Origin of the sequence: Bythopirellula goksoeyrii, assembly GCF_008065115.1 — a bacterium.
Classification (GTDB): domain Bacteria; phylum Planctomycetota; class Planctomycetia; order Pirellulales; family Lacipirellulaceae; genus Bythopirellula; species Bythopirellula goksoeyrii.
Map to the genome: position 1 here is coordinate 1,636,530 of NZ_CP042913.1, position 24,773 is coordinate 1,661,302.

The window sequence follows — 24,773 nt, forward strand, 5'->3', positions numbered from 1 at the left end:
GATGCAAATTGCGGTACGTTGCCACTGAAGATATCAGAAAAGTAGGATTGGTGAACTCCTAAGTAGCTAAAGTGAGAAAACTATGCGCAGTAACACGATTGACGCTTTGACCGCTTTCACCTGGGAACGACAACCGACAGCTGCTCGGTTGGTGGCTCAGCTTCTAGAGAAATTTGTCGCTGCCAATCCGTCAATCGCTCTTCTGGAAGAAAGACTGCGCCATGAAACGGGCAATCGTTTGGAGGATTGGATCGATTCCTTTGTTGTCCCTGCAAATTGGTTTGGCTCGTTACGGGAGAGACTTGCCGAAACGGGGTTCGCCGATTCGGGGGAAAATATTTGGACGCACAATGAGGGTATTTTTCCTGTGGTGAAGCTCACAGACGGTGAGATGGCGAACCTGCTGGTCAAAGTGGAAAGCGTCGACGACTTCGCCGCTCATTATCCAGTCCCTAAGGGCAACCCTCTGGGAGAGCCTGGAAGTGCGTACCGCACACTTGAGGTCGCCCAAGTGAATGACACTAGTTTGATCGTCGCGGAGAGGCACGGCTGGCGTGATTTCAATCTGACTACCGAATCCCAGGAGGATATCGCCACGGCGAGAGAGCATCTTGCCACTTTTTGTGAGAGAGTCCGCGATTTTGCTGACGCTGAGGCTGGATATGCCTACACCAGGGCACTGATCGAAACGGCTGTGGCGGACCTCGGTGCTAATCGTGCGTGCGACCTGTTCTTCGCTGCCGAGCGAGAGTATTGGCAGAGCCGCAATCACGCAGCGCGAGTTCAATACGAAAGGCAACAGAAGCTGGGAATGGGTTGGGCCAATCATGACCACCACACTTATCGTTCGAGCCGTGCATGTTTTCACCACTTGGTGGAAATGCTCGAACGACTTGGATTTCATTGCCGCGAACGGTTCTATGCTGGTGTCGAAGCAGGCTGGGGGGCCCAGGTGCTGGAGCAACCGGGTGCCGGGATTGTAGTATTCGCGGATGTAGATATGTCCGCAGAGGAAGTTGCTGGCGATTTCGCCCACTTGGGTCTCGCGCCGCGAGCTGAACTGGGTACCGTCGGATTATGGTGCCAGCTCCACGGAGAAGCGTTCCTTTCGGCTGGCATGCATCATCTCGAATGTCAGTTCGATTTCGATCGCGCTAGAAAGCAGCTTGCCGAAGTGGGAGTCGAAAGCATGGCCCCATTTACCGATTTCCCTCATCTACGACAGGCCTTTACGACAGGAGAACGATGGCAGGTCAATCCTGCAAGAATCGATGCCGCTCTTGCCGCTGGACAGATCACTGAGAACGATGCCAAGCAATTTCGTAGCGAAGGGGCTATTGGCTCCCACCTCGAGATCCTTGAGCGTAACGATGGCTACAAGGGTTTTAACCAAACCGGTGTTAGCGATATCATCGCCCGCACTGATCCGCGGAAGTGGTGAAGATACCGAGAATCTTGTTTGGAATTGATTGTACTTGCTCACGCCGATCTGCTATTCTCTCGTTACGAAGACTCTATGGCTTTACGTCTTATTCACTCAAGGAGCTCTAATCATGGGCGATCGTGGTAGCAAAGACAAAGGTAAGAAGGAAGCACAAAAAAAGGCACAGCATACTCCCAAGGAGAAACGCAAGCTGAAGCGAGACAAGAAAAGTCAGTAGTTTGCGAAGGGTAGCCGCGATCCGCAGCGCCAGCGCAGCAGAGCGTGAATTCACAGCGTCGATAACCGCTCTAACGACAAGAAGTCAATCGGCAAATCGGTGCCTCCGTCGAGTGATAGGTCGGCTAGTGCCTGACCCAATACTGGGGAGAACTTGAATCCATGGCCCGACATGCCAGCGGCAAAGACGACATTGTTGGCCTGGGGGTGGCGATCGACAATGAAGTGATCGTCAGGGGACATGGTGTAGAAACACGTTTGGTGTTCGAGTAGTTGGTTAGTAACGTCAGGAAGATAAAGCGACCGGAACCCATCAATGTTCTTTTCGTCCTCGGCATCAATGGATTTATTGACTTGAAGTGGATTCTCGACTCGCTGCCCGCCGGAGTGCTTAGCCAGCTTGATTCCTTGAGAACCGATCAGAGGAAACCCATAGAACACACCGCTCGGCAATTCATATAGGAAACACGGATATCCTGCTTGAGCTGAAAAGTGACTCGCGCCGGCGAACCAAAAAACGCTCTTGCGGCGGACCTGGAGTTGCAAATAGAGATCGCCCAAGAGCGTGCTGGCCCAAGGGCCTGCGGCAATTACTAGCCGTTCGGCAGTAATCATGCCAGTCGCGGTGTGAATGCGAATGGAATTGCCACCTTCCCAACGCAAGACTTCGCAAGGAGCCTGTACTTCGGCACCGGCATCCTTCGCCGCGGCTAGTTGACTTCGCACGCATTCTTCGACCAGGAGATATCCAGCATGGGCTTCGAGTACGCCGGCCATCGAATCAGGAAATGACAAGGCCGGCCAGCGACTTCGCATGATCTGTGGAGAGAGCTCTTCGACTGCAAGATTGTGCTGCTGGGCAGCACGTCGTACACCGGGGACTACAACGCCCGATTCGGGACCAACTTGCAGGACACCGATTTCGTGATAGAGTTTTTCGCCAGTCAATTTCTCCAGATCTCTCCAGAGACGATAGCTTTCGGCTAGCAGCGGGACATACTGTGGGTGTTCAAAGTAGGCTTGGCGAATGATCCGGGTATGTCCGTGCGAACTTCCATGGGAATGTGGTGGGATGAAGCGATCGATACCCAGGACTCGCTTCCCTCGACGTGCCAGGTGAAGCAATGTCGCGCTGCCGATCCCTCCTAATCCAAGAACTACCACTTCGAAATCGGCCATTTGCAAACCCTGCAATCGTCAAAATAGGAATTGGAATCGCATGCTGAACGGGAGAAGAAAATCCACCTCATAACTCAGGAAATACGTCAGTGGATTCTGTATTATGAAGTAGAGTATTATAAGCCGACAAATACTTCCTTAGAAAGCGTTGAAGGAACAACCCATGGCCCTTGAGACCGCCTCCAATCCCTCCGAAGCTGAAGTTTCTAGCGTCACTTGTGAAAAGTGCTCGCGTGAACTGCCACTCTTGTCATCGAACCAAGTGGAAAAGTCTTCCCTCTGGGTCTGTGTGAGTTGTGGAGCAAGTCATCTGGGTTGCGCGGATGGTGATCTGCTCTCAGAACAGAGTTCACTTGTGCGAATTCATGAGGAACAATTCGAGACTGGAGATTCTGCCGGAATTCCGGCACACATTCGAGTTCATTTGGCATCGATTGCCAATCGAGCAGTCCCACAAGACGCCATGAACCGACGGCGTTCTGCTCGGGTGGTGAATCCCTTGATGGTTTCAGCTATTGAGTTGGACAACAACTTTGTCGTGATGCGCGACGCGCTCCGAATCATCATGACCGATGTCTCTCGCGAAGGGATTGGACTGGCACTGACTGAGGGCACCGAAGCCCCTTACTTAGCACTACAGTTTCCGCCTCGCGAGGGCCAAGCAATCCAGGTAGTTGCTCGCGTGGTTCGGCAACAAGCGCTGATTCCACCCTATGTTGCCGTAGGATGTGAGTTCATGTTTCGCTTTGGAAACGAATAGCTTCAGTCTCACGCAACGTAACTCCATTCAATCGCGATCACTCAGCGGTGGAACCGATCTTGGAGCGGGACCGACGTACTCTGCCAAGGGACGTACCAGGCGATTGTCGGAGAGTTGCTCTGCAACGTGAGCCACCCAACCAGCCATACGGGCCATTGCAAAGATAGGTGTGAAGAGATCAATATCAAATCCCATCAGGTAATAGACAGGTCCCGCAGGGAAATCTAGATTGGGATAGATTTTCTTGGCAGAGATCATCTCGGCTTGTAGGATTTCAGAGATGTCTACCCATTTCTGACCGCCGTATTGCTTGGCAACCTGTTCTCGAAAGCGACTCATTGTCTCGACCCGAGAATCGCCATAGCGATAGACTCGATGGCCGAAACCCATGATCTTTTCCTTGGCTGCAAGTTTCTCTTGAAGCCATGTCTTTGCACGTTCGGGAGAACCGATTTCCTGTAGCATGAGCATCACTGCTTCATTGGCTCCGCCATGCAGATTTCCCTTCAACGCGGCAATCGCTCCTGTTATCGCACCGCACAGATCGGACTGTGTGGAGATGATTACTCTCGCGCTAAAGGTCGAGGCGTTGAAACTATGCTCGGCATACAAGATCAGGGATCCGTCGAATGCCTTGACGGTTTCGGCAGCAGGGACTTCTCCAAATACCATGTGAAAGAAGTTATCAGCAAGTGACAAATCGGGGCGAGGGGAGATCACCTTTTCGCCACGCCGCAGCCTTTGGGTGGCAGCGATCGCCGTCGGGACCTTTGCCAACAGCAAAAGGCCCTTCTCAAGGGCCGACTCGGCCGTTTCGACACCAGCGAAATCCGGTTCCATGCCGAGATAGCTGACCACCGTGCGGATTGCGTCCATGGGGTGGGCGGTCGCTGGAAACCGCTGCAGTACTTCGAGCAATTGAGGGCTCAATTCTCGGGCAGCTCGCTCGCGCTCGGAGAATGAAGAAAGCTGTTCCTTGTTGGGCAGCTCACCGTGAAAGAGCACATAGGCTACTTCCTCGTAGGAGCAATTCGCCGCCAATTCGGCGACGGGGTAACCTCGATAGTACAGCGATTTCTCCGCCGGGTTTACGTGGGAAATCGTAGTCTTGTCGAAGACGACTCCCTCGAGACCCTTCTTGGCGACGTATTGATCCGAGTCACTCATTGCGAAATTCCACCATCATAGCTTGAAATTGAATAGTTTCCGGTCGATCTCAGCATAACTCTCGTAATTCAAGAGTTGATAAAGTTCCTGGCGTGTTTGCATGCTGTTGACAGAACCTTGCTGTGTGCCAGCGGAGGCCAGATCTTGCAAGCCGGTTTCAATCGCGTGCATTGCCAGTCGTAAAGTGGTGACCGGGTAGATCACTACATTGTACCCCAAGCTGCTGAGTTGGTCAGTGGAGAGCAATTGCGACTTGCCGAATTCAGTCATGTTTGCCAGCAATGGCACATCGATAGCCGCGCGAAACTTGGCAAATTCACTCTCGTCGGCCAGTGCTTCAGGGAAGATCATTTCAGCACCAGCATCGACGTATCGCTGCGCACGTTCGATGGCAGCATCCAGGTTTTCAACACCACGGGCATCGGTTCGCGCAATCATGAGAAAATTCGAGTCGGATTTCGCATCGGCTGCCGCCTTGATTTTGCGAACCATCTCGTCGGTGCTCACCAGTTGTTTCCCATCGAGATGGCCACATCGCTTGGGGAAAAGTTGATCTTCGATGTGGCACCCACAAAGACCTGCCCGTTCGATCGTTGTGACAGCCCTCGCTACATTGGCTGGCTCACCAAAGCCGGTATCAAGATCAACGATCGTGGGCAAGTTGATCATACGCGTGATTGCTTCCGATCGACTGGCTACCTCGGAGAGGGTTGTAAGTCCGATATCCGGCAATCCCAGATCTGCCGAAAGGGCCGCTCCAGAAATGTAAACCCCTTCGAACCTATGTTGTTCAATCATCATTGCCACCAGGGGCGAAAAGGCACCAGGAAAACGCAACAATTTGCCACTAGCGAGTTCTTGCCGGAACCTAGAACGCCGCTCGGGCGGAGGGAGTTTTGAGGTAAGCATCAAAAAATTCCTGCCTGGTTTCTTTCGCTGGACTCAACGATCTCAACAGGCAATTGCACGTTGAGAGTCGCAACTTCCTGAGGGGTCAGATCTGAGAGCCGACTGGTGAGTTCAAAAAAACGAACTTGCTCATCAGCGGCAACCATTCCCTCTGTTAGTGTGCTGAACTTGTGAAGATAGTCGTTGTGGGCAAAGGGTTTCTCTCCAAAGGAATGAGCATTGGCGACGGCCAACTCGTCAGTAATGGTTTCGCCATTCTTGAGTTCAATCTCGACGCGACCGCCGAAAGCCTTTGCTGATGGATCGGTAGCATGGTAGCGCACAGTCCACTCGGGATCTTCGACAGTCGAGATCTTGCGCCAGAGAGCGACTGTCTCGGGGCGATTGGCTCGCTCGGGAGTGTAACTTTCGACGTGGTGCCAGCGACCATCCTCCAGTGCGACGGCAAATATGTACATGATGCTATGGTCAAGAGTTTCACGCGAAGCGTGGGGATCGAACTTCTGCGGATCACCCGAACCGGTGCCGATGACGAAGTGCGTGTGGTGACTGGTGTGGATCACAATGCGTTCGATATCGGCGGTAGACTTTATTTTGCTGCGCATCCGAAACGCCAGATCGATCAACGCTTGAGACTGATACTCCGCAGAATGCTCCTTGGTATAAGACTGCAGAATCGCTCGGCGAGGTTCGCCCGGTTCAGGCAATGGGACTTGATACTCACTCTGAGGACCATCGAGCATGTAAGCCAGAACGCTGTCCTCCCCCTCATAAATGGGAGAGGGACTCCGCTCGCCGCGCATCGCCCGGTCGACCGCTTCGATCGCCAGCTTGACTGCATGGGCCGGGGCATAGGCCTTCCAGCTTGAGATTTCGCCCTTACGTGATTGGCGCGTGGTGAACGAGACATGTACCGCTTGCTGGATCGCCTGGTAGACAGTCTCGGTCGGCAGACGCAGCATTGCGCCAATTCCTGCTGCCTGGGCAGGACACAGATGGGCGATGTGGTCTTTCTTGTGTTTGTGAAGGCAGATGCCGGTCACGAGTGCTATCTGGATTTCGTAGGCGGCCACGATTCCCCGTACGAGGTCGGCGCCGCTGCGACCACATTGTTGTGCGACCGCCAGCAGCGGGGGAATATTGTCTGCTGGATGGGAGTAATCTGCCGCGAGGAATGTGTCGTGCATGTCGAGTTCTCGCACGGCTGTGCCATTGGCCCAAGCTGCCCACTCGGCACAGAATTTCTGGTCATTCGCTATTCCGAAAAGCGTTGCCCCGTCGCGACGAGGATGGGCAAGTGCCTGCTGCCGGGCTGTCTGGACAGGTAAGCGATTGATCGCGCCGATGGCCACCGCGGCGTTGTCAATCAATCGATTGGCAACCATTTCAGCCACATCCGCGTCGACGGGAACTTCCTCGGTTGCCAACTCGGCGAATTTCCAAGCCAATTGCTCTTCCCTAGGTGGGGTGTCAGCAGACGGGAAAACGCGGACGGTGTGAAGGTTCATGGTTTCTCAAGCGGCGTGAATTAACTGGTTGCTATGCGGTAGCTGAATCGATTTTGCCATCCTAACGAATGGACGCAAGAGAGTGCTAGCACACGGACGGAAGATAAAGCTCGTGTTGTGATTTTTGCGGCAATTCGCTACGTTGCCAGCGTATCTAGCATCTATTCGATACCCCGCAATTGAATCCAGCTAGGACTGCTTGGAAGCCTGCGCCTCGCGTTTGGCCAGAGATTGCTCAGTTCAAGGAAGAAATCATGAGAATCACTCAATTGAAACTCGCCGGCAGGGGAGCCTGGCCCGACTTGCATGTCAATCCGACCCATCCCCAACTCAATGTATTTTTTGGCAAGCCAGGTGCCGGCAAGAGTACCGTTGCCCAACTCGCCACTCATCTTCTCTATGGCAAAGCGAATAGCTATTGGCGACAACAGTTCGGCCAAACCTTGCCTCTGACTGAGGGCGAACTCGCCATCGAGAGTCCGGGCGGAAGCTTTGTACTCCGCAGACATTTGAATGCTGAAGGTAGGAGTCGCCTCACCGTCTCGGCAGTCGATGGTGAATCTGTGGATGGTGATACCGTACAAAAACTCCTAGGCAATCTTTCTCCTCAGGTGATCGCTCCGCTCGTAGCCGTGGATTTTGCGCAAGCGCCCTCGGTCGAATGGCTGTTGAGCAGAGACTTTTGTGATGAGTTAACCAAGTCCGAAGAGTCGATTCGCAAGCCACTAGTCGCACACACTTGCTGCAATGGAATTTCTGAAGCGGAATCATCTCCGGTCGATCGACGTCAAGTTGAGCAACTTATCCGCCAGCGAGATGCGATTGCGGAATCAATCGAGAGACATCTTTCCGCACGTCGCCAGGAAGGTGGCGTCTTGTCGGAAGAACTGGTCCAACTTGAATCTTTGATAGACACTCGCCGGGGACAACTCGATTCACTCCAAGCTGAATTGGGGCGGATCCATGGCGAGATTGCCGACAGCGAGGCCCGTTTGCGAATAGTCTCGCTGACCAATGTGGCGGAGCAGCCCAAACACTCGGATAAATACACGAAACTTCGGGAACAACTCGAGCACTTGGAAACCGAAGTTTCTCAATGCCGAAAGGCATTGGGAGATTTGCAATTGCGTGAGGCGACGATTCGCGCCGAGCTTGCACAACTACGTGCGGACGGCACGGCGGAGCGAGTGAGTTGCCTGGCAGACAGCCGCGCTTCGGTGGGAATCTTAGAGCGATTGATCGACGACCTCGACGCGGAAGTGGCACTGTTGGCTCGTGCAAATGAGCCGACAAGGTGTGTGGGACATGACTCACACGGGAAGCTTTCGCCCGTTGCAGCCATGCTACGGCAGCAAGTCTACACGCTCTGTGGCTTGATTACCGAGCAAGAACGGCAATCGCAGCGACAGCGACTGACGGCAGAGTCCCGCCAACTTGCGCGTTCCCAGTTTGATTTGAGTGAACGACTGGAGCATCTCCTAGAACAACGTGAATCGTTGGTTCACGAGTTGCGGCATGCCGATGAATATACCCTTCTGCGTCCCCAGCCACCTATCACTGGGCATTGCGAGTGTGATCACCATCACGCGTTTCTTGGCGAAGCGGACTCGTTGCTGGTGGGGTATGACCCGCGAAGTGTTCAGGAAACCGACTTGCGCAGTCGCTATGAGTCTTTGTTACGCAAGCAGGATGAATTGTCAGAACAGCAAACGAGTACTCAGCGAGAACTTTCCGAACTCGACTCCCGTTGGCAGCAACTTCAACGAGTGCGAGCTGGATTGGTTGGCAACTCAGCAATCGAGGAACAACAGTTCGAGCTTGAGCGACTTGAGATCGCCATTCGCAAGGCCCTCAAACCGACCGAGAAAACCAGAGTGTCGGGACAAAGTGTCTGGCGTGCTTCGGATGTGTTAGCCCAACTGAGCGATGGGCAGTTTGTGAAAATCCGACTCGATCGAGGAGGACGGTCTCCGATAGTTATCGACCATTTGGGGAAGAGCTATTCACTTCGTGAACTCTCCACGGCAACCCACGATCAACTTTATCTTTCGCTCACCCTGGCCTTGATGGGAGCCTTTGCACGTCGGGGAATTCATTTGCCACTCGTTCTTGATGAGCCCTTTCTCCGACAGGATTCAGCTGGCAGCGCTGCTATGGCTGGTGTGCTGGAGGAGTTTGCGCGAACCAACCAACAGATGTTGGTGTTCACCGAAGACCTCGACGCCTTAAGAAGATTCGAAAGTCTGAATGCTCAAGTATTCGATTTGGCACAACTCCGCAGGGAAAAGTATGTCCCTGATGTTGCCACGACCGAGACAACCTTTACACGCGTAGTCCGCGAAACTGAGGATGGCAGTCTCACACCCGTATTGCGAATCCGCAACAGTGCAGACGAATTGGATACTCACTATTACCTCACCGAGGCAAGCACCTTGGGCGAGTTCCCGGTGTTTGGCAGCGAAACCACCGCCATCTTTGAGAAAATAGCGATCCACACGGTTGGTGAGTTACTGCAAGCCGATCCAGATGTTATTGCCCGTCGCCTCGACCGTCGCGGCATCTCTGCCGAGACCGTGAGGCTTTGGCAGGCACACATGGATCTCATGTGTTGCACTCCAGGACTGTCACTCAACGATGCGCAAGTACTCGCGGCTTGTGGCGTTTCCAGCCATGAACAACTTCGAGCAGCAAGTGCAGATGAGTTGGCAGAGATCATCGCAGAGTTTCTTCAATCAAATCGAGGCAGCAGGTTCGCGGCATCCTCGGCTCGATTTCGTGCCGCCAGGATAAGAAAATGGACAAGTGGTATGAAGCAAGCAACAACTCCACGATTTGAGTCCAATGGCAGTTCTGGAACAAGCTTGCGCGTGCCTGAAACCAAACAGCAGAACAACCGAGTGCCCAGGTTTTTTCTGAGTCTCGAAAGCAATGTCGAGGATGCGCCCGCCATTGGCCCTAAGACGGCAGAGCACCTCGAACAGGTAGGCATACGTATCGTGGCCGACTTGCTCAATGCCAATGCAGAGGCAACGGCTGCGGAACTGGATATGGGGCACATTACTGCGAGAAAGATCGCGGATTGGCAACATCAGGCGCGGCTCGTCTGTCAGATACCAGAGCTACGCGGCTATGCCGCCCAGTTGTTGGTCGCCTGCGGATTTACCAGCCCCGAGCAAATCGCTGCCACCCGTACCGAGGATCTGGTACGGCAAATCAGCAAGCTGTGCGACACGAAGCAAGGCCAGCGAATTCTGCGGACGACGGATGCTCCCTCGCGAGGGAAGATCAAACGCTGGGCTGCTAACGCCGCTCAGGGGCGACCTTTGGAAGCGGCGTAAGGCCAAGAAGGTTGGTTGCTTGCCCCTTCCAGATGCCCGAAAGCGTCGCGCAGTAATTCAAATTGTCAAAGAACTTAGTTTGGTGGGGTTAGTGGTCAGCGGTCAGTGGTCAGTTGGGCATTGGGCATTCCTGTTTCGCGGCTGTGAAAACTGGATGATTCTATCTCACTCCTGCGCACCGTCGGGGTGGTGTTGTCGCGCTCCGTTTCTTGAAAATCAAAATCCCAAAAAACAAATAACTCGTTTCGCTCGTCAGGAATTGCCGCAAATCTTTGCAGAGTAAAGACATGCGAAAACGCCTCCTTCTCACTTTTATGGAGTTTTTGAGAAAAAACTCCACTAAAAGAGCCGCTGCTTGCTCGCCCAAACCGCCAAAATCCTTCAGCGCGCAGCTCTAGCGCGAGCAATCCCGCAATACTTTGCGACCGCTGGTGCGCTGCTATTACATATCGCACGTTCTATTATCAACATGCCAGAGAGAAATTCCACAACGATTTTTGGGCCATCTATGGAAGCATCCTTACCATCCGGACCAAGTGAATGCGATTGCTGTGAGGTTTTATGATGAAGATACTGACGGCAACCTAGCCGGGGGAAGAGAATGGGTCAGAGCCCTCCCGACCGCTTTGAATTGGCTAATGTTAATAGTCGGCCTTATCAATTAAGCGAATTTCGGCCATTTTTCTCCTACGAGGAAGGTTTGGCACAGGTTTGACTCCGCGACTATCGCCCAGTAAAATGGTGCTTCTGCACTTAGTTCGAGGGGCGATTTGTGAGTTCTCAAGGAACTTAGCATCCGATCGCGAGGTTCCTTTTCTCTAACTTGGCTTTCTATGGCGGTCGCATGAAAGCAAACGATCCCGCGCACGAACACTACCGTACGCTTGGGTTGCACTGCGATGCAAGTGCCGCTGAAGTTCGGGATGCGTATTACCGGATGGTATTTTCGCACCATCCGGATCGTAATCAGGGTGACTCCTACGCCGCCGCCCGCTTCAAGAAAATTCAATTTGCGTATGAGTGGCTGTGCGAACGTCGCGTCGCGGCGAAACCACGGGAGATCGATCAATTTCCATTCATTGCTCCAACAAAGCCCCGCGTTGGATTCTCTTGGCATTGGCTCACGGCTGTCATTGCTGCGGCAGCACTGGCTGCGCTACTATTGGCCTTCGGGCGCGAGAAGATTCTCGTTGCCAGCGCACCGGCCCTGGAGTCCGTTGCAAACAGTCAGACAAGTGGCGATAGCCGTGCAGCGGCACCGCTTCTTGAGGCATCGCGGTCCGTTTTCGCTGATGATGACGACTTGAATGAAGCACCCTTCTTTTTTGTATTTGATCCCTACACAGATTTCATGAGTCGTAGCGCCGACCTTGCGACGGCGCTGACGGATACAATTCAAAACACGTTGGAAAGTGCGTCGGCCGAGGAACCGTCTGAACTTGGCCCGCTCGCGGCTGCTCAAAAACGAGCGATTCCTGTCGAGAAGGGCCCGAGCAACTCACCCGATTCCGAGGAGCACTCGGCAGCTTTGGCAGATTTGGAATCGGCTACTGACCGGGAAGAGAAGCATGTGGCTCACAAATATCACACCCAAACGCCGGCATTTCGCGCGATTGGTGACCACCAATGGGTATCCGATATTCAACCGATTCCGAAAACTCAAAACTACGCATCAATTCCCGACTTTAAACCCATAAACGAAACTTCTCATCGCACGGCTTTGCCTGACTGGGGCCAGACAAAGTTTCCTCGTAAGCGGCCACTTGATTTGCAAAGCCACCACGCGACACGAATCGGAACTGGGCTCCCTGACTTTGGCCTCAAGGGCTTTGACACAAAGCCAACGGGCTTCCAGAGTCCGTTGTCCGTTAACCTGCCGACCAAGAGCTTGGCACTTCCGAATCCCGCCATCTCACTTGATGTGTCGCGAATGCATCAGCCAGCGCAGCTTGATCATCCGGTCACTAGCAAGTCCTGGGGGAAGTCGTTGCCTTCGAAACTTCAGCTTAAGGTCGAGCCGCAGCAGCGAAAAACACTGTCCGAGATGAACGGGCTCTGGACAAAGAATACTAATTTACCATCTCGTTCGGACGGCGTTCTATCTGCCCCCAGTTTCTCTCGGAAAAACGTTTCCTCTCCAGAGAAGATATTACTACCAGCCACCTACGGTAGCAACAATTGGGTACCACAACCAACCGGCCAGCCGATGGAGAAGTTCCGTTTGCCGCCAGCGAAGCCTCGCACCATTGACTATCACACCGAGTGGTCGCTTCGCTAATGCGACGTTCTGTGGCTTCAATTTCGGCACCTTGTTTAAGGAAGCCCAGGAGAAGCGGCTAATAGAACAAGCAGCCTCAATTGAAGCGGTTTGCGGCGAAATAGCCTCCTGGGCCAGAAAGCTGCTTCCAAAGGCCGCAGAATCGCTAGCAAAAAAATCTTAGTGTCTTTCCAAGAGATCTATTTGAGGTTTGCGTATCATTTGTGTACACTCCAAACGCGTGAGATGTCGATCTTTGAAACGGCAGGAACGAGGATTGAACTCGCGCCAGGGTACTCGCTAGCTAGGCATGCCCTGGACTGCCGATTATAAGTCGGCTGCCTTGCCGCTCGGCCATCCTGCCAAAAATGCTCTCAGGGCACGGCCTGAGAGCTGTCCTTACCATCCGTGCATGGGTGCTCACACAAGCAACCTTAATTTCTGGTTTTTCCGATGCCCATAGCAGCGAGTTTGTCCCTCGCCAGGGTAAAGTAGAACCAGGGCAGTCCTTGCCTTAGCATGGTGCTGCATCCTATCTAAGGAAACCCTCAAAGGGCGATCACTGACCCCCAGGCCTCCTTGGGGTCAGTGATCTACGTTTCCTCCGGTATTTCTCTCATGCGTTCTCCTTTCGTCTAAGGGTTAATGCTGCCCATTGGCAGCGAATCAAACAAAAAAACGGCATACGATCATGGCGACCGTATGCCGTTGTAAGACGTGCGAAGCCGCATCCATGCTTTTCTAAACCCAGTCCCCTCCTGGCCTGAGCTCCAAGCGGCGTATAAATATGACCGCTTGGCTGTGTATTGCACTCTAATTATCTGCGCCGCTAGCAATAAGTCAAATATTTTTTCTGGTATTTTGCTCTTAGAGCAAATTTACCCCTTGCGTGCTAAATGAGTGTACCCTGACGATTTAGCCCCATGAAGACACTGACGACCATCATCAGACTTTGTGGATACGCCTTACTCGCAGCAGGAGTGCTGCTGATCGCGGTTGGATTCATCGGAATTGCCGCTCGCGATGGGATCATGGAGGCCCTATCGATATTCAGCCCCTTCAATATCTGGAACTGGTTGGCCGTCATGGCTACTCTTGCCCCCGGTGGATTCCTGCTGTTCATCGCCGACAAGATTGGCGGTTCGGGAAACGGAGCTTGACACCTTTTCTTCAACGAATTCTTGTGAATCCGGCTACTGTTCGGTCTTGGGTGTTTATAAGAAATCACGAAAAGCAACCCAAAGTTTGAACTCCAACATTGAGGAAAAGGTGTTCGCTCAATTTCCCCCAACTTCTTACCCCCTGGCATGTCCTCTGTGCTGCTCGTGGGGAAACTCGCCATACGCCGCTCAGGGGCGGCCGTAGGAAGCGGGTTGGGTATAGGCTGGGTGAGCGCAGTGAAAGACTCGCTCTGCTGCGCTGTGGCTTCGAATTGCGACTAACGTGGGCGAGCTAGTAGGGGTATTGCTCCCAAAAGGAATAGCGCAACTGAGGTGGGCTCAGGGACGGCCGTCGCGGCAGTTAGTTGAGAGATCCCCTTGCCGTAGTTGCGTTGCCAGGCGAGAAAATCTTGGCCGTCGCTGTCGCCATCCAGGTCGGAATCTGTCATCGCGTTCGATCCGTAAGCTGTCTGCCACCTGATGAGGTCGTCGTCGTCGACGTCTCCATCGCCATCAAAATCACCTGGGGATTGGATCGTGAGATACTGATCGACCGCCACATTCTCGATGAACTGGCTAGTTCCATCGGGCCATTGAATGCGTAGCTCGTCGATCTGAGTGGCTGATCCTAGACCGAAGTGAACCGGGAGATCACTTTGATTGAATGTGCCGGGGCTCGTATTGGCTTCGCGGCGGAGAGTGCGTTCTTGAGGCGTTCCCTGATGGATCGTGGCATAGAGCGATGCACCGATTCCAGTCGTGTTCTCTTTTGTTCCAGCCAACTCAATAAAGAGCCAGTGATTGCCGTTGGTCGATTCGTCACTTAAAAAGACACGTTCAAACCAACCGCTATCCGTTGCCGCCACGAGATCGAGATCGCCATCGAGATCGAGATCCCCCCAGGTGCTGTCGTAGGCGCCTTGATTGAGGGTATGGACCCCCTCTGCGACGGTTACATCCGTGAATTCCCAATTGCCGTCATTGCGATACAGTTTCCGAGCATTGTCCTGAAAACCATTTTTTCCATGATTGTGGAAAAACAGATCGAGATCACCGTCGTTGTCGTAGTCGATAGGTCGTCCTCCATTGAGATCACCTGCGTAATCTGAAATAAGGTCATGCCCGGTGATCGTATCGACATCCGTAAACATGTTGCCACCGTTGTTACGAAATATCTTATTCGGTTGCTGATCAGCCCCGACGACAAAGAGATCGAGATCGCCATCGTCGTCGAAGTCGTGGAACTCGGTGCCGTAGCTATTGGTCATTAATTGCGTGCCGTTGGTGTCAGCGATATCAACGAAGCTGAGTGAGCCGGTCTCAACGAGCATGTTTTGATAAAAGTTATTGCGGATGCTGTTGTTGCCACGACAAGTTGAGATGTAGACGTCTAAGTCACCGTCTCCGTCCGTATCGCCGATTGCCATTCCATAGCCTTTGATTCCTTCGGTTTGTTGAAAACCGACTGCCGCCCCCACGGGAGTAAATGATTGCCCGGGACCTTGGAGGTAGATTTCGTGTTTCTCATCTGTGGAACTTGGTCCTTCCATGCCAATGAGAAGATCGAGAAGACCATCATTGTTGATGTCGGCCCAGGCAACATTTTGATGGAATCCAGGATCATTGAGACCGGTAGAAATACTCTCGTTTGAGAACCCTCCGACGCCGTTATTCTTGAGTACATCCCCGGAACCACCGATGTTGGATTGCCCAATAAAGATGTCAACCAAGCCATCACCGTCGTAGTCACCCCAGGCCGCACTCCAGGAAGGACCCAGGTCACCAGTTGGGATTGTATTGGTGATATTCGTATAGGTCAGTACTCCCGAGCCAACAAAGTTATTGCGAAAGAGTTGGTGGGCTCCGACGCTACCTTGGAACATGAGATCCAAGTCCCCGTCGTTGTCGATGTCGGCTAGCGATGCGCTGCGGGAATCGAAGTTCGCGTTATTGAGGACAGTGCTTTGCTCTTGAGTAAAGTCAGCGTGCGAAGTGTCCGCAGAGAGCGTAAGAAAAAGTCCGACCAGACCAATGACGGATGTGAAGTATTTTGGCAATTTAGTTAATCGCATGCGCACCTCCAAACTGAGAGTGAGTTTTCAGCCTCTAGCATACCAAGATTTTATAGGTTGCGGAAAAGAAAACCGAACGGAGAGAAAGAAGCGAGGACAGGAATTCATCATTTCTCTTTGTCGCATTGTTCATTTGCGCATGGTTGGCTATTCTATCAGCTAAGAGAAGTCGTGCTCTGCTGTGGTATTGCCCCACATGGTGGCAAGCCGGAGTGAGAAAGAATAGGGGAAGGCCGAAAAACCACTTCCCGATATTCGATTCGTTAGTCGCCAGGTCAGCGCGCGAGCATCAGACGACTACTCGCTTCCACTTCAAATCTGCGTGTTTGAAATTCAGCAGGAGCGCCAATCGCAGATTCGTAATTGCCAGATAGCCAAGCATCTGGGCCATGTGGGTATCATGGAACGCCGATACTACCTTCGGATCGACGACGACCAAATCATCGACAATTAAATCCGGTATGAGTGTGCCGATGAGCTCCTCATCGTAGTGTACAGGAAATTCCTTTTGCTGCTCGACGCGATGCCCCCTTTTCTTCAGCTCGATCACCATGGCCCGTTCGTAGAGCTTCTCGTCGAGCCCTGGTTTCAACGTGTTGAGCACTTTCATCGAAGCACCGAGGATCGACTCACTCAGCTCTCGGTGGATCAGTTCTGTTTTCATAGAGAAGTTCTCCTATTGATTAACCACGGATGACACGGATGGGCACGGATAAGATAGCGAGCCGAGACTCTTCCGGGGCGATTCCATCGCGCTTGCGCTCACAGTCTATCCATTTTACTGTCGACGATTCAAGCAACGACTCATAGAGTCTTATCCGTGCTTATCTGCGCTATCCGTGGTCACTAAACCGGAAGATCGACTCGCTCAGCTCTCGGTGGATCAGTTCTTTTTTCATAGAGAAGTTCTCCTATTGATTAACCACGGATGACAAGGATGGGCACAGTTAGGATAGCGCGTGCCAAGACTGTTTCAGAGCGATCTCATGGCGTTTGCGCTGACATTCAATCCATTATTACTGTCGACGATCTAAGCAACCACACGTAGAGTTTTATCTGTGTTATCCGTGGTCACCAAACCGGGAAGATATTGTCCGGCCGCCGCTACGCCGGAGGCTAATCAATGCCGTTGCTAAAGTGAGGAGCAACACGAGGGAGTTAGGTTCAGGAACTGCGGCAATTGATAATGTGCCGGTGTAGTTGCGCTGCCAGTGGAGAAAATCACGACCATCGGTGTCTCCGTCGCCATCGGCATCGCCATTGGCGTTGACGGCGTAGTAGTTGCGCCAAGTGGTCAGGTCGCCTGCGTCGACATCGCCGTCGCCATTGAAGTCGCCTGGGAGCGAAGGAAAACTGGGGATGACTGTCGTGTGGCCGATGTCGCGTAGGAAAGCCAGATCAAGTTCCGTGAGCGATTTGCGTTGGCCGGTGGTGATATTTGGATCGATGACCACCTCTTGTTGAGCCCCGTCGCTGATACGTCGGCTCATTAATCCCGACGCTGCATGGCTTCCTATGGGGTCCATCATTGTGGGGGGCACGATGAGGTTCGCCCCACTTCCTGTGAGCGCCTGGACTTGCGAACCGGTCCAACTGGTTCCCGACACCTTAGAATCCCACGTTGGCGAGCTACCGATTCCCAGGGTATGCAGCATTTCGTGGAGGGCGACCGAGTAGAGATCGTTCTTGCCGGCGGCAACTGCGGTCGTGTGGTCGAAATGCCAGTAGGTGCTCAGCTGAGTATCAGTGTCTTTCACGCCGTTGTTGTTGCTATCCCAATCGAAGGAAATACTGCCGTAGGCGAGGCCGTAGTCGACGTCAATGTCGGCGGACACATTGCCCAAGGTAGCGCTTCCCATCGCTGTACCAATGACAGGACCCGAACCACGCTTGTAGGCGGCCTGGGCCTTCGATTCGGCAATTGACACGGCGCCTGGCAGGCCGTTTGGGTTGGTCCCTCCCCCTGAAAACTGTGAATAATCAAGCTGCACCAAACCAGGGGAGCCCACGCCAAGCGTATTGCCTGTCAAATTGCGGGCACCGACGAATAGATTCACTACATTGGAAGATATCGTCGCGTTTGGAACGATAATATGCCCATCCGTATTGGAGAGAGGATCACGGTATTTGAACTCGAAGCCGAAGGTAATTTCAGCTCCGCCACTAGAGCCGGAATAGGCGTCAGTGGTGACTGCACTGAGCGATGTCGTGACAGCGGTTGACAGATCAAAAGCGGCTGCATCAATGGCCGCTTTGGCGACAGGGTCATGCAGAGTGGAGAACAACGGGCTGCTAGGGTATTGCAAATCTATCGTGAGCGCTTCACTCTGGGGAGCGAAGCTGACGGCCAGAATCGCTGCGTACACCGCTCGAATCCGAACTCTATTTCGCAGCATGATAGGGCCTCTACTCTTCGTCACGAAACCGCTGTTGAGACGGGGCGATCTCGTCTTCAATCTGCTTAAGGATGTTTTCAAGTTCCAAGATGTCGCTGGGAATCATGTGCTTCGAGAGCTCTTTCATGAGCGGGGCCGTGGCGGGGTGATCGCGGGCGATCAAATCGGCGATGTCTTTTTGATAAGTACGTACCCGATCAAAACGAGCCTGTCGATACAAGGAAGGGAGTGCAAAAAGCTTCAAAAGCAACAATCCTTCGACGGTAGCACAGGGGATCGTCCGATTTGCAAACTCCTGATTGACCGTGTAGTTGTGGCGTACCTTTTCAAACAGTTTGTTTTTAGGAAAGAAGTAATCGACCCGCAATTCTTCTAGCCAGCCTCGCGCAAACTCGACATTGGATTCCTCTATTCGAATCTCAGGCAATTTCTCCAAGTCTTTGCGAGCAACAATCAGATCGATGGCCTGCGTGTTGCGACCTTCGACATTCACCAGCATGGCAATGCCGCCGACGAGGACATATTCGACTTCGCGCTCTTCAAGTAAGTCAAAGAGACGAGGAATCGACTGGAGCAGTTTGCTGACATCCATGGTGCGGAGTCGCTCCCCATTTTTTGGATCGAACACGATTCCATTGACGATCACTTCACCGATATTTACCAAGTGGTAAGCCATGCCTCTATTTTAGCAGAGATCGATCTAAATGGCAGCGCGAACCACATGCTATTGGGCTAACTCTTGTAATGCTGCCTGCTCTGCTTCTAGAAGACGCTGCTTCATGGCGAGCCCCTCGGGGGCTGAGTAGCCACCCAGGCGGCCACCAGAAGCAAGCACGCGGTGACAGGGCACAACTAGAGGAATGCGATTGTTGGACATTACGGATCCAACTGCCCGCGCGGCGCCGGGGTGCCCTACCGAATCTGCTAGCTCACCGTAAGTGGAGGTCTCTCCCCAGGGAATGGCTCGACACGCAGCAATTACCTGTCTTTGGAACTTGGTCAGTCCAGCGATTGAGATCGGCAAGTCGTCGAAGTCCACTGCTTCGCCCTCGGCAAAGCGAGAGAGACGTTCTTCGAGTTGCTCGGCGAGATAGGCGTCCTCTCCTGGATCGCTTGTGGTTTTACTGCGTGGACTAGCGGAGCTGTCCAGTCTTTCATTGAGAGCTTTGCGAGCAGCCATTGCGGTGGGATACCCAAACGTGAGTGCCAAGACCTCACCACCGTCGATCAGAAAAGCCATATGCCCAAGAGCCGTGTCGAATGATTTTAGCATCGGTATTCTCCGCAAGGATTGCTGTTGGGAAGAGCCAACCTGTATTATATGCCCTCACGTGGATTCCTGACGAGAGGTGGCAAATCTCCGCAGAAAAGAGGGGGGTTCCAAAGTAAGTGTCGACTCTCGAATCCTACTCGGGATTCCCCGCCCCGGGGTTTAATCCTTGGCAGTCTCTTTCTATACTGGAAGTAGCTAGGTCAGAGGGACGTTTCTGTCGACAAGGGGCCGAGATGGCTCAAGAAACTCCTAGCTGAGTTCACGCAGGCACTACAACCAAGATGAATGCATACCAATCGCTGGCCGACGACTACTACGTCAACATGAATCTCAGCACCGAGATGGAACTACCGAGCAATCGGGAAACGGTGCTTCACTTCTTCGAGCAGTTGCAAAAATCTTATCCTGAGATGCGCAACTTTTACTCCCGAGACAAACGGGACTTTGTTTTGGAAGAGGATAAAGATCGTGGGAATCATCGCTGGTGTGCTGTCGAACCCCGTCGTATCTCGTCTGGGTATGTGAATCCAGAGCAAACGGAAGACGCTTGGGAGCAGCATCGTCGCATTCTTGAAATTGCGCCGTATGGTCTGAGCGTCAGCCCGTTGGACTGCGAAGCGTTGGATCTCTTGATGGGCTTCGACTTCAACTATCGAGGAAACCACAACCATCTCGTTGCCGAGGCGCTGGGAGTTTGTCCGGCTATGGAAGGACTGGGAGCACTTCCTGGGGCAACCATCATCAGCCATGAACCAAACATCACGATTGCCCTGGATGACGAATGTCGGTTGCAATGTCGCTTGAGTGTTGAATCACGAACCAACGCCTATCAGATTCGTACCGGCGAATTTCAGGAAGAACAGCTGAGTGTCTACATCACTGCGCGTCACTATGGCAGTTTGTCCAACGGGCAAACCTATCCCGAATTGCTCAAGCGTTTGCAAGAGGTCTGTTGTCATGTGGTTGACAATTACGCGACAGAATCTGTGTTGCAGCCGCTGGCCCGTGCGATTGCACTGGGTTGAGCTGCTTTCGTTGTGCTCCGCCAATCCGCTCATTCAGGATGCACGATCTGCCGAGTAACCAATTCCACTTATTTCGCCAGACCATATTGTTCAAGCTTGCGCTTGAGCGTGGTGCGGTGCAAACCTAAGGCTCGTGCTGCGGGTGCATATTCGTTGGAAAAGTGGTCCATTGCACTCTGCAAGAGGGCGGGTTCCACCTCTTCCAGAAAGCGCTCGTAAACTAGGCCTTCGCTGCTCGGGTCGCCAAGTAAATCGGCAGCTCGTAGTCTGGCAAGTTGTTCTAGAGACTTGGTGGCGACTGTTGAGCTGCCATCGTCGGTTTGCTTTGCGATTGGAGCAGGGAGATGCTCGGGTAGAATTCTTCCAGACCCTGAGTTAGAGAGGGCTTGTGCCAGAGCGTCGCGTAGTTCATCCAGGTTTCCAAACCACTTTCGTTGTAATAGTTCGTCCCTAGTTTCTTTCGTAAAGTTTGCCTCCTCACCCGCGAGCAAGCTTGCGAAGTGTTGAGCCAATAAGAGGATGTCGTCTGCCCTCTCTCGCAGGGGAGGAATCGCTATCTCGAATTCGCTGAGGTGATAGCAGAGATCCTGTCGGAATTCACCGGAGTGAACACGGTGAGATAAGTCTTGACTTGAAGATGAGATCACGCGAATGTCTGTGCGGATCGGTCGGTTTGTCCCCAAGGGAATCACTTCCGCTTGGTCGAGAGCCCGTATTAACTTTGCTTGGATGGGCAATGAAATATCGGCCACTTCATCGAGAAACAGAGTTCCACCGCTGGCCTCAAGCAGGAGCCCGTTGCGTGCAGGAAATGAATCAGAGGAACCGCCAATCTTGTGGCCGAATAATTCTGCCTCGGCCATAGTAGGGCTCAGGGCCTTCACATTCACTGCAACAAACGGTCCGGTAGAGCGTGTTGAATGTTGGTGAATCGCGCGGGCCGCTTCTTCTTTGCCGACGCCTTGTTCGCCCGTTATCAGAACGGACACTTCGGAACTTGCCGCAAGGGCGATTCTCTTGAAAACCTCTTGCATTCCCTGCGTTTGACCGAGCATTGCCCCTCCAGCCTTAACGATTGCTTGTGGGGTGGAGAGAGAGGGTAGCTCAAATGCTCGATTGATTGTTGCCCGCACCTCTGCCAGATCGAAAGGTTTGAGCAAGTATTCGAACGCCCCGTTTTGCACAGCACGGACAGCAGTTTCCAGATCTCCAAAGGCAGTCATTACCACAACGGGGGCCGAAATGAGACATTCCCGAAATTTAGGGAGAGCTGAAATACCATCAATTCCTGGCAGCCTTACATCAAGTAACAAGAGATCAAAGTGGGTAATCGCAGCTATCTGCAACCCCTGCTCTGCGGAAGCTGCTACTTCTACTTCGTGTCCCAGTGACAAAGCGAGTTGCTCGATTCCCCAGCAGATTGCTGGCTCATCATCGACTACGAGAATTCTCGCCATAGTTTAACTCACTTCAATTATTGGTAGGCACAATCGAAACACTGTTTGTCCATCTTTTCGACACCAGTCAATCTCTCCGCCATGAGCGTTGGCAACCTGGCTGGCAACGGCCAAACCCAATCCTACACCTTCTGCCTTGGTCGAGACAAATGGCTGAAAAAGATTCTCGGTCACGGTCTCTGCCGGTCCTCCGCCCGAGTCGCTGACTAGTACTTCAGCCTGATTGTCCGTGGACAGTCCGACGTCTAGGCGGACAAAGGGCTGAGCTGCCGATTTCACGGAGTGTTTCAGGGCCGCTTCCACGGCATTGAGCATTAAGTTCACGATCACCATAGAGAGTGTGTCAGTGTTGGCCAACACCTTAATTGGCTTGTCCGGAGCATTCCAGTCCAACTGAACACCTGAGTGCCGGGCTGCAGGGATTACGAGCGGCATCAATTCGGCAACCATCTTGTTTAGATCAACTTCTTCCCGAACTTCATCGTCGCTTTGCTTGCCAAGCCTAAGAAACCGTTGCAAGCGATTCTCCATAAGTTGCAATTGACTCTTGGCTACGGTCAGGCTGTCTTCATTGGAAATCTTCGCGCACTTTTCGGCGTGGAGATCAATTGCTAGCCGACACCCCGTCGCCGCGTTTCGAATTTCATGGGCAAGTCCCGCACCCAAGAGGGCTGCTGTACGGACCTGTTCCGTTTGGCGAACCTGTTGTTCGTATTCGGCGAGTCGGTGCGAAGTCTGGTTGACGGCCAGAGTCAGGTCACGAACTTCGTCATTCCTGCCGGGCAGCTCAATGCTTACGAAGTCCCCCTTCGCCAATCGATTTACTCCTGCACTCAGTCGCGCGAGCGATTTGCTTATTCGGCCTGCTATCCACTGGGTCATGGCAACGACTGCACCAACAGCGAGAACTCCCACGGCCAATGGAGGCAAAAAGGCGTGTCGCCAGGCAGCATTGTATTGGTCGCATGGAAATAGGGTGTGTAGCACCTTGGGTCCGTCTTCACCATTGCGTGTGCTTAGTTTAGCGGAGGAATGAAAATACTGTTTGCCTGCAATGGTGCGTTGCGGACCGAGTGTCGCCTTCTCCGATGTGTCGGACACGCTTTGAACAGAAAGCGACACATCGCCACCTGGCAAAGTTGAAGAAAGTTGCTCTCCCCGACTATTCTCAAGCACAAAATCCGCTCCGGAGAGTTCCTTCATCTGGTGGAGCACATTGTCGGTGAGAGGGAAGTTGGACGTTGCAAGTACATGGACGACTCCTTGCAATTGCCGATCAATCGTCGAGCGAGTTTCCTGGGTCGCCAAATATGCGTCGATCATCGCCACCGCCAGCAAACTGACAAGTGCAACAACAGCGAGTGGCAGCATGATTTGATATTGGAGAGGAAATCGCACGGGAGATATGCCCTGTCGAAAAAACGAACACGTGATGTCGCAATTTGAGATATGTACTGGTGTTCCCTGCGATTATAGACTCTTCCTGTACGAGACTAGTTACTATTGTGTACACGACCGGGCCGCGTGAAAAGCGCCTCGATCAGAAAGTTAGATAGACCAATGCGAAAGCCTCGATCCAATCGAAATGAACTCGGATTTACGTTGGTAGAACTCTTGGTGGTGATTGCCATCATCGGCGTTCTGGTTGCGCTCCTATTGCCTGCCATCCAAGCGGCCCGGGAAGCGGCGCGACGAAGTCAGTGTAAGAATAATCTGAAGCAGTTGGGGCTTGGAGTGCTCAACTATGAAAGTTCAAACAAGCACCTACCGCCGAGTACTATCGTTGACTTGAATGTTTCGAGTACAGGAAACAATGGGTCCTGGGGAGTTCACGGGCGGATATTGGACTATCTTGAACAAGGCAATCTGCGCGACCTTGTGGACCTCGAAACGGCTTGGGATTTTCAACAAGCGATTAGTGGGGTGAGAATCGCTTCCTTCCAATGTCCAAGTGATTCGAAGAGTAGCGAAATGCGTGATCCCGGTGGTGGGAAGGCTTTTCTGTTTGCCACGAACTACGGATTTAATATGGGAACCTGGTTTGTTTTTGATCCAGCTACCAAGACCGGTGGAAATGGCGCGTTTTATCCCAACAGCAATCTCTCGATGGCTCGCTTCACAGATGGAACAAGTAATACCTTGCTTTGTGCTGAAGTGAAGGCGTGGACTCCTTATACTCGCAACGGGGGCCCTGCTACGACGGAGATTCCCTATACGATTGCTGAAGCATCGGCAGCGGTTGCTTCGGGACCGGATGAAAAAGATACTGGCCACACCGAATGGCCTGACGGACGAGTGCATCATACGGGCATCACGGCGACAATGACGCCCAACACATTCGTTCCCTACACGAACAGCAAAGGTGAACAGGTAGACGCCGACTTCAATTCGTGGCAAGAAGGGAAAAATGGTAACGCAGGTAGTCCAACTTATGCCATGATAACGTCGCGGAGCTTTCATCCCGGGCAGGTTCAAGTCGCATTGGTTGATGGTTCCGTTCGATCAATCTCGGATGAAATCGAGCTTTCCGTATGGAGGGCATTGGCCACCCGCGAAGGGGGTGAATTAGTCGGGAGCGACTTTTGATGGATGGGGAGTTGATTTCCCGGAGA

Annotated in this window: 18 protein-coding genes and 1 tRNA gene; 7 read left to right on the forward strand and 12 right to left on the reverse strand. The window is 52.9% G+C overall.

The features are described 5' to 3' along the window. The first annotated feature begins 82 nt into the window (after positions 1–82). The gene (locus tag Pr1d_RS06540) at positions 83–1,441 is read left to right on the forward strand and encodes a hypothetical protein (protein ID WP_168205092.1); all 1,359 of its coding nucleotides are present in this window, start codon (positions 83–85) and stop codon (positions 1,439–1,441) included. A gap of 270 nt (positions 1,442–1,711) precedes the next feature. On the opposite strand, the gene solA is transcribed toward Pr1d_RS06540, so the two are convergent. Further along, positions 1,712–2,839: an N-methyl-L-tryptophan oxidase gene (gene solA, locus Pr1d_RS06545; protein ID WP_148072785.1), complete on the reverse strand. Its 1,128-nt coding sequence runs from the start codon at positions 2,837–2,839 to the stop codon at positions 1,712–1,714. A 163-nt stretch (positions 2,840–3,002) separates the two neighbouring features. Between solA and Pr1d_RS06550 the strand changes: the two genes are divergently transcribed. Beyond that, on the forward strand, positions 3,003–3,599 hold the full coding sequence (locus tag Pr1d_RS06550) for a hypothetical protein (RefSeq protein WP_148072786.1): 597 nt from the start codon (positions 3,003–3,005) through the stop codon (positions 3,597–3,599). Positions 3,600–3,626: 27 nt separating this feature from the next. Here the strand turns inward: Pr1d_RS06550 and Pr1d_RS06555 are convergent, their stop codons facing one another. Genes Pr1d_RS06555 through Pr1d_RS06565 form a run of 3 tightly spaced genes read right to left on the reverse strand, consistent with a single transcriptional unit; the run spans position 3,627 to position 7,183 of the window. Further along, positions 3,627–4,766, reverse strand: coding sequence for a bifunctional 2-methylcitrate synthase/citrate synthase (locus Pr1d_RS06555; RefSeq protein ID WP_148072787.1), 1,140 nt, complete (start codon positions 4,764–4,766; stop codon positions 3,627–3,629). A gap of 15 nt (positions 4,767–4,781) precedes the next feature. Beyond that, positions 4,782–5,675, reverse strand: a complete 894-nt coding sequence (gene prpB, locus Pr1d_RS06560) for a methylisocitrate lyase (RefSeq protein WP_148072788.1) — start codon at positions 5,673–5,675, stop codon at positions 4,782–4,784. Beyond that, on the reverse strand, positions 5,675–7,183 hold the full coding sequence (locus Pr1d_RS06565; RefSeq protein ID WP_148072789.1) for an MmgE/PrpD family protein: 1,509 nt from the start codon (positions 7,181–7,183) through the stop codon (positions 5,675–5,677). The genes prpB and Pr1d_RS06565 overlap by 1 nt, the downstream gene beginning before the upstream one ends. 254 nt (positions 7,184–7,437) lie before the next feature. Here Pr1d_RS06565 and Pr1d_RS06570 point away from each other — a divergent pair, with 254 nt between their 5' ends. Further along, positions 7,438–10,521 carry a DUF4332 domain-containing protein gene (locus tag Pr1d_RS06570; RefSeq protein WP_148072790.1) on the forward strand — a complete coding sequence of 1,028 codons (3,084 nt, stop codon included), beginning with the start codon at positions 7,438–7,440 and terminating at the stop codon, positions 10,519–10,521. 844 nt (positions 10,522–11,365) lie between these two features. Then, positions 11,366–12,799, forward strand: a complete 1,434-nt coding sequence (locus tag Pr1d_RS06575; protein WP_148072791.1) for a J domain-containing protein — start codon at positions 11,366–11,368, stop codon at positions 12,797–12,799. A 241-nt stretch (positions 12,800–13,040) separates the two neighbouring features. Here the strand turns inward: Pr1d_RS06575 and Pr1d_RS06580 are convergent. Continuing rightward, positions 13,041–13,142: transfer RNA gene (locus Pr1d_RS06580), tRNA-Ile, on the reverse strand. Positions 13,143–13,701: 559 nt separating this feature from the next. On the opposite strand from Pr1d_RS06580, the gene Pr1d_RS06585 reads away from it, so the two are divergent. Next, a complete protein-coding gene (locus tag Pr1d_RS06585) occupies positions 13,702–13,938 on the forward strand; it encodes a hypothetical protein (protein WP_148072792.1) in 237 nt (78 codons plus the stop codon). Between the two features lie 278 nt (positions 13,939–14,216). Here Pr1d_RS06585 and Pr1d_RS06590 read toward each other — a convergent pair whose 3' ends face one another. The 5 genes from Pr1d_RS06590 to Pr1d_RS06610 all read right to left on the reverse strand — a co-directional run bounded on the left by Pr1d_RS06590 (position 14,217) and on the right by Pr1d_RS06610 (position 19,679). After that, complete coding sequence (locus tag Pr1d_RS06590; protein WP_148072793.1) at positions 14,217–16,010, reverse strand: CRTAC1 family protein; 1,794 nt, start codon at positions 16,008–16,010, stop codon at positions 14,217–14,219. 289 nt (positions 16,011–16,299) lie between these two features. After that, positions 16,300–16,674: a GxxExxY protein gene (locus tag Pr1d_RS06595; protein ID WP_148072794.1), complete on the reverse strand. Its 375-nt coding sequence runs from the start codon at positions 16,672–16,674 to the stop codon at positions 16,300–16,302. Positions 16,675–17,071: 397 nt separating this feature from the next. After that, complete coding sequence (locus Pr1d_RS06600) at positions 17,072–18,406, reverse strand: dockerin type I domain-containing protein (protein ID WP_148072795.1); 1,335 nt, start codon at positions 18,404–18,406, stop codon at positions 17,072–17,074. A 10-nt stretch (positions 18,407–18,416) separates the two neighbouring features. Further along, the gene (locus tag Pr1d_RS06605) at positions 18,417–19,082 is read right to left on the reverse strand and encodes a hypothetical protein (protein WP_210417907.1); all 666 of its coding nucleotides are present in this window, start codon (positions 19,080–19,082) and stop codon (positions 18,417–18,419) included. A 48-nt stretch (positions 19,083–19,130) separates the two neighbouring features. Beyond that, the gene (locus Pr1d_RS06610) at positions 19,131–19,679 is read right to left on the reverse strand and encodes a methylated-DNA--[protein]-cysteine S-methyltransferase (RefSeq protein WP_148072796.1); all 549 of its coding nucleotides are present in this window, start codon (positions 19,677–19,679) and stop codon (positions 19,131–19,133) included. A gap of 281 nt (positions 19,680–19,960) precedes the next feature. On the opposite strand from Pr1d_RS06610, the gene Pr1d_RS06615 reads away from it, so the two are divergent. Next, positions 19,961–20,704 carry a type 1 glutamine amidotransferase family protein gene (locus Pr1d_RS06615; RefSeq protein WP_148072797.1) on the forward strand — a complete coding sequence of 248 codons (744 nt, stop codon included), beginning with the start codon at positions 19,961–19,963 and terminating at the stop codon, positions 20,702–20,704. Between the two features lie 68 nt (positions 20,705–20,772). Here Pr1d_RS06615 and Pr1d_RS06620 read toward each other — a convergent pair whose 3' ends face one another. Both Pr1d_RS06620 and Pr1d_RS06625 read right to left on the reverse strand, forming a co-directional pair. Next, positions 20,773–22,161, reverse strand: coding sequence for a sigma-54-dependent transcriptional regulator (locus tag Pr1d_RS06620; RefSeq protein ID WP_148072798.1), 1,389 nt, complete (start codon positions 22,159–22,161; stop codon positions 20,773–20,775). Between the two features lie 3 nt (positions 22,162–22,164). Then, entirely contained in the window at positions 22,165–23,559 is a 1,395-nt protein-coding gene (locus Pr1d_RS06625; protein ID WP_148072799.1) for a sensor histidine kinase, read from the reverse strand. A gap of 162 nt (positions 23,560–23,721) precedes the next feature. Between Pr1d_RS06625 and Pr1d_RS06630 the strand changes: the two genes are divergently transcribed. Beyond that, positions 23,722–24,747, forward strand: coding sequence for a DUF1559 domain-containing protein (locus Pr1d_RS06630; protein ID WP_148072800.1), 1,026 nt, complete (start codon positions 23,722–23,724; stop codon positions 24,745–24,747). Positions 24,748–24,773 lie beyond the last annotated feature (26 nt).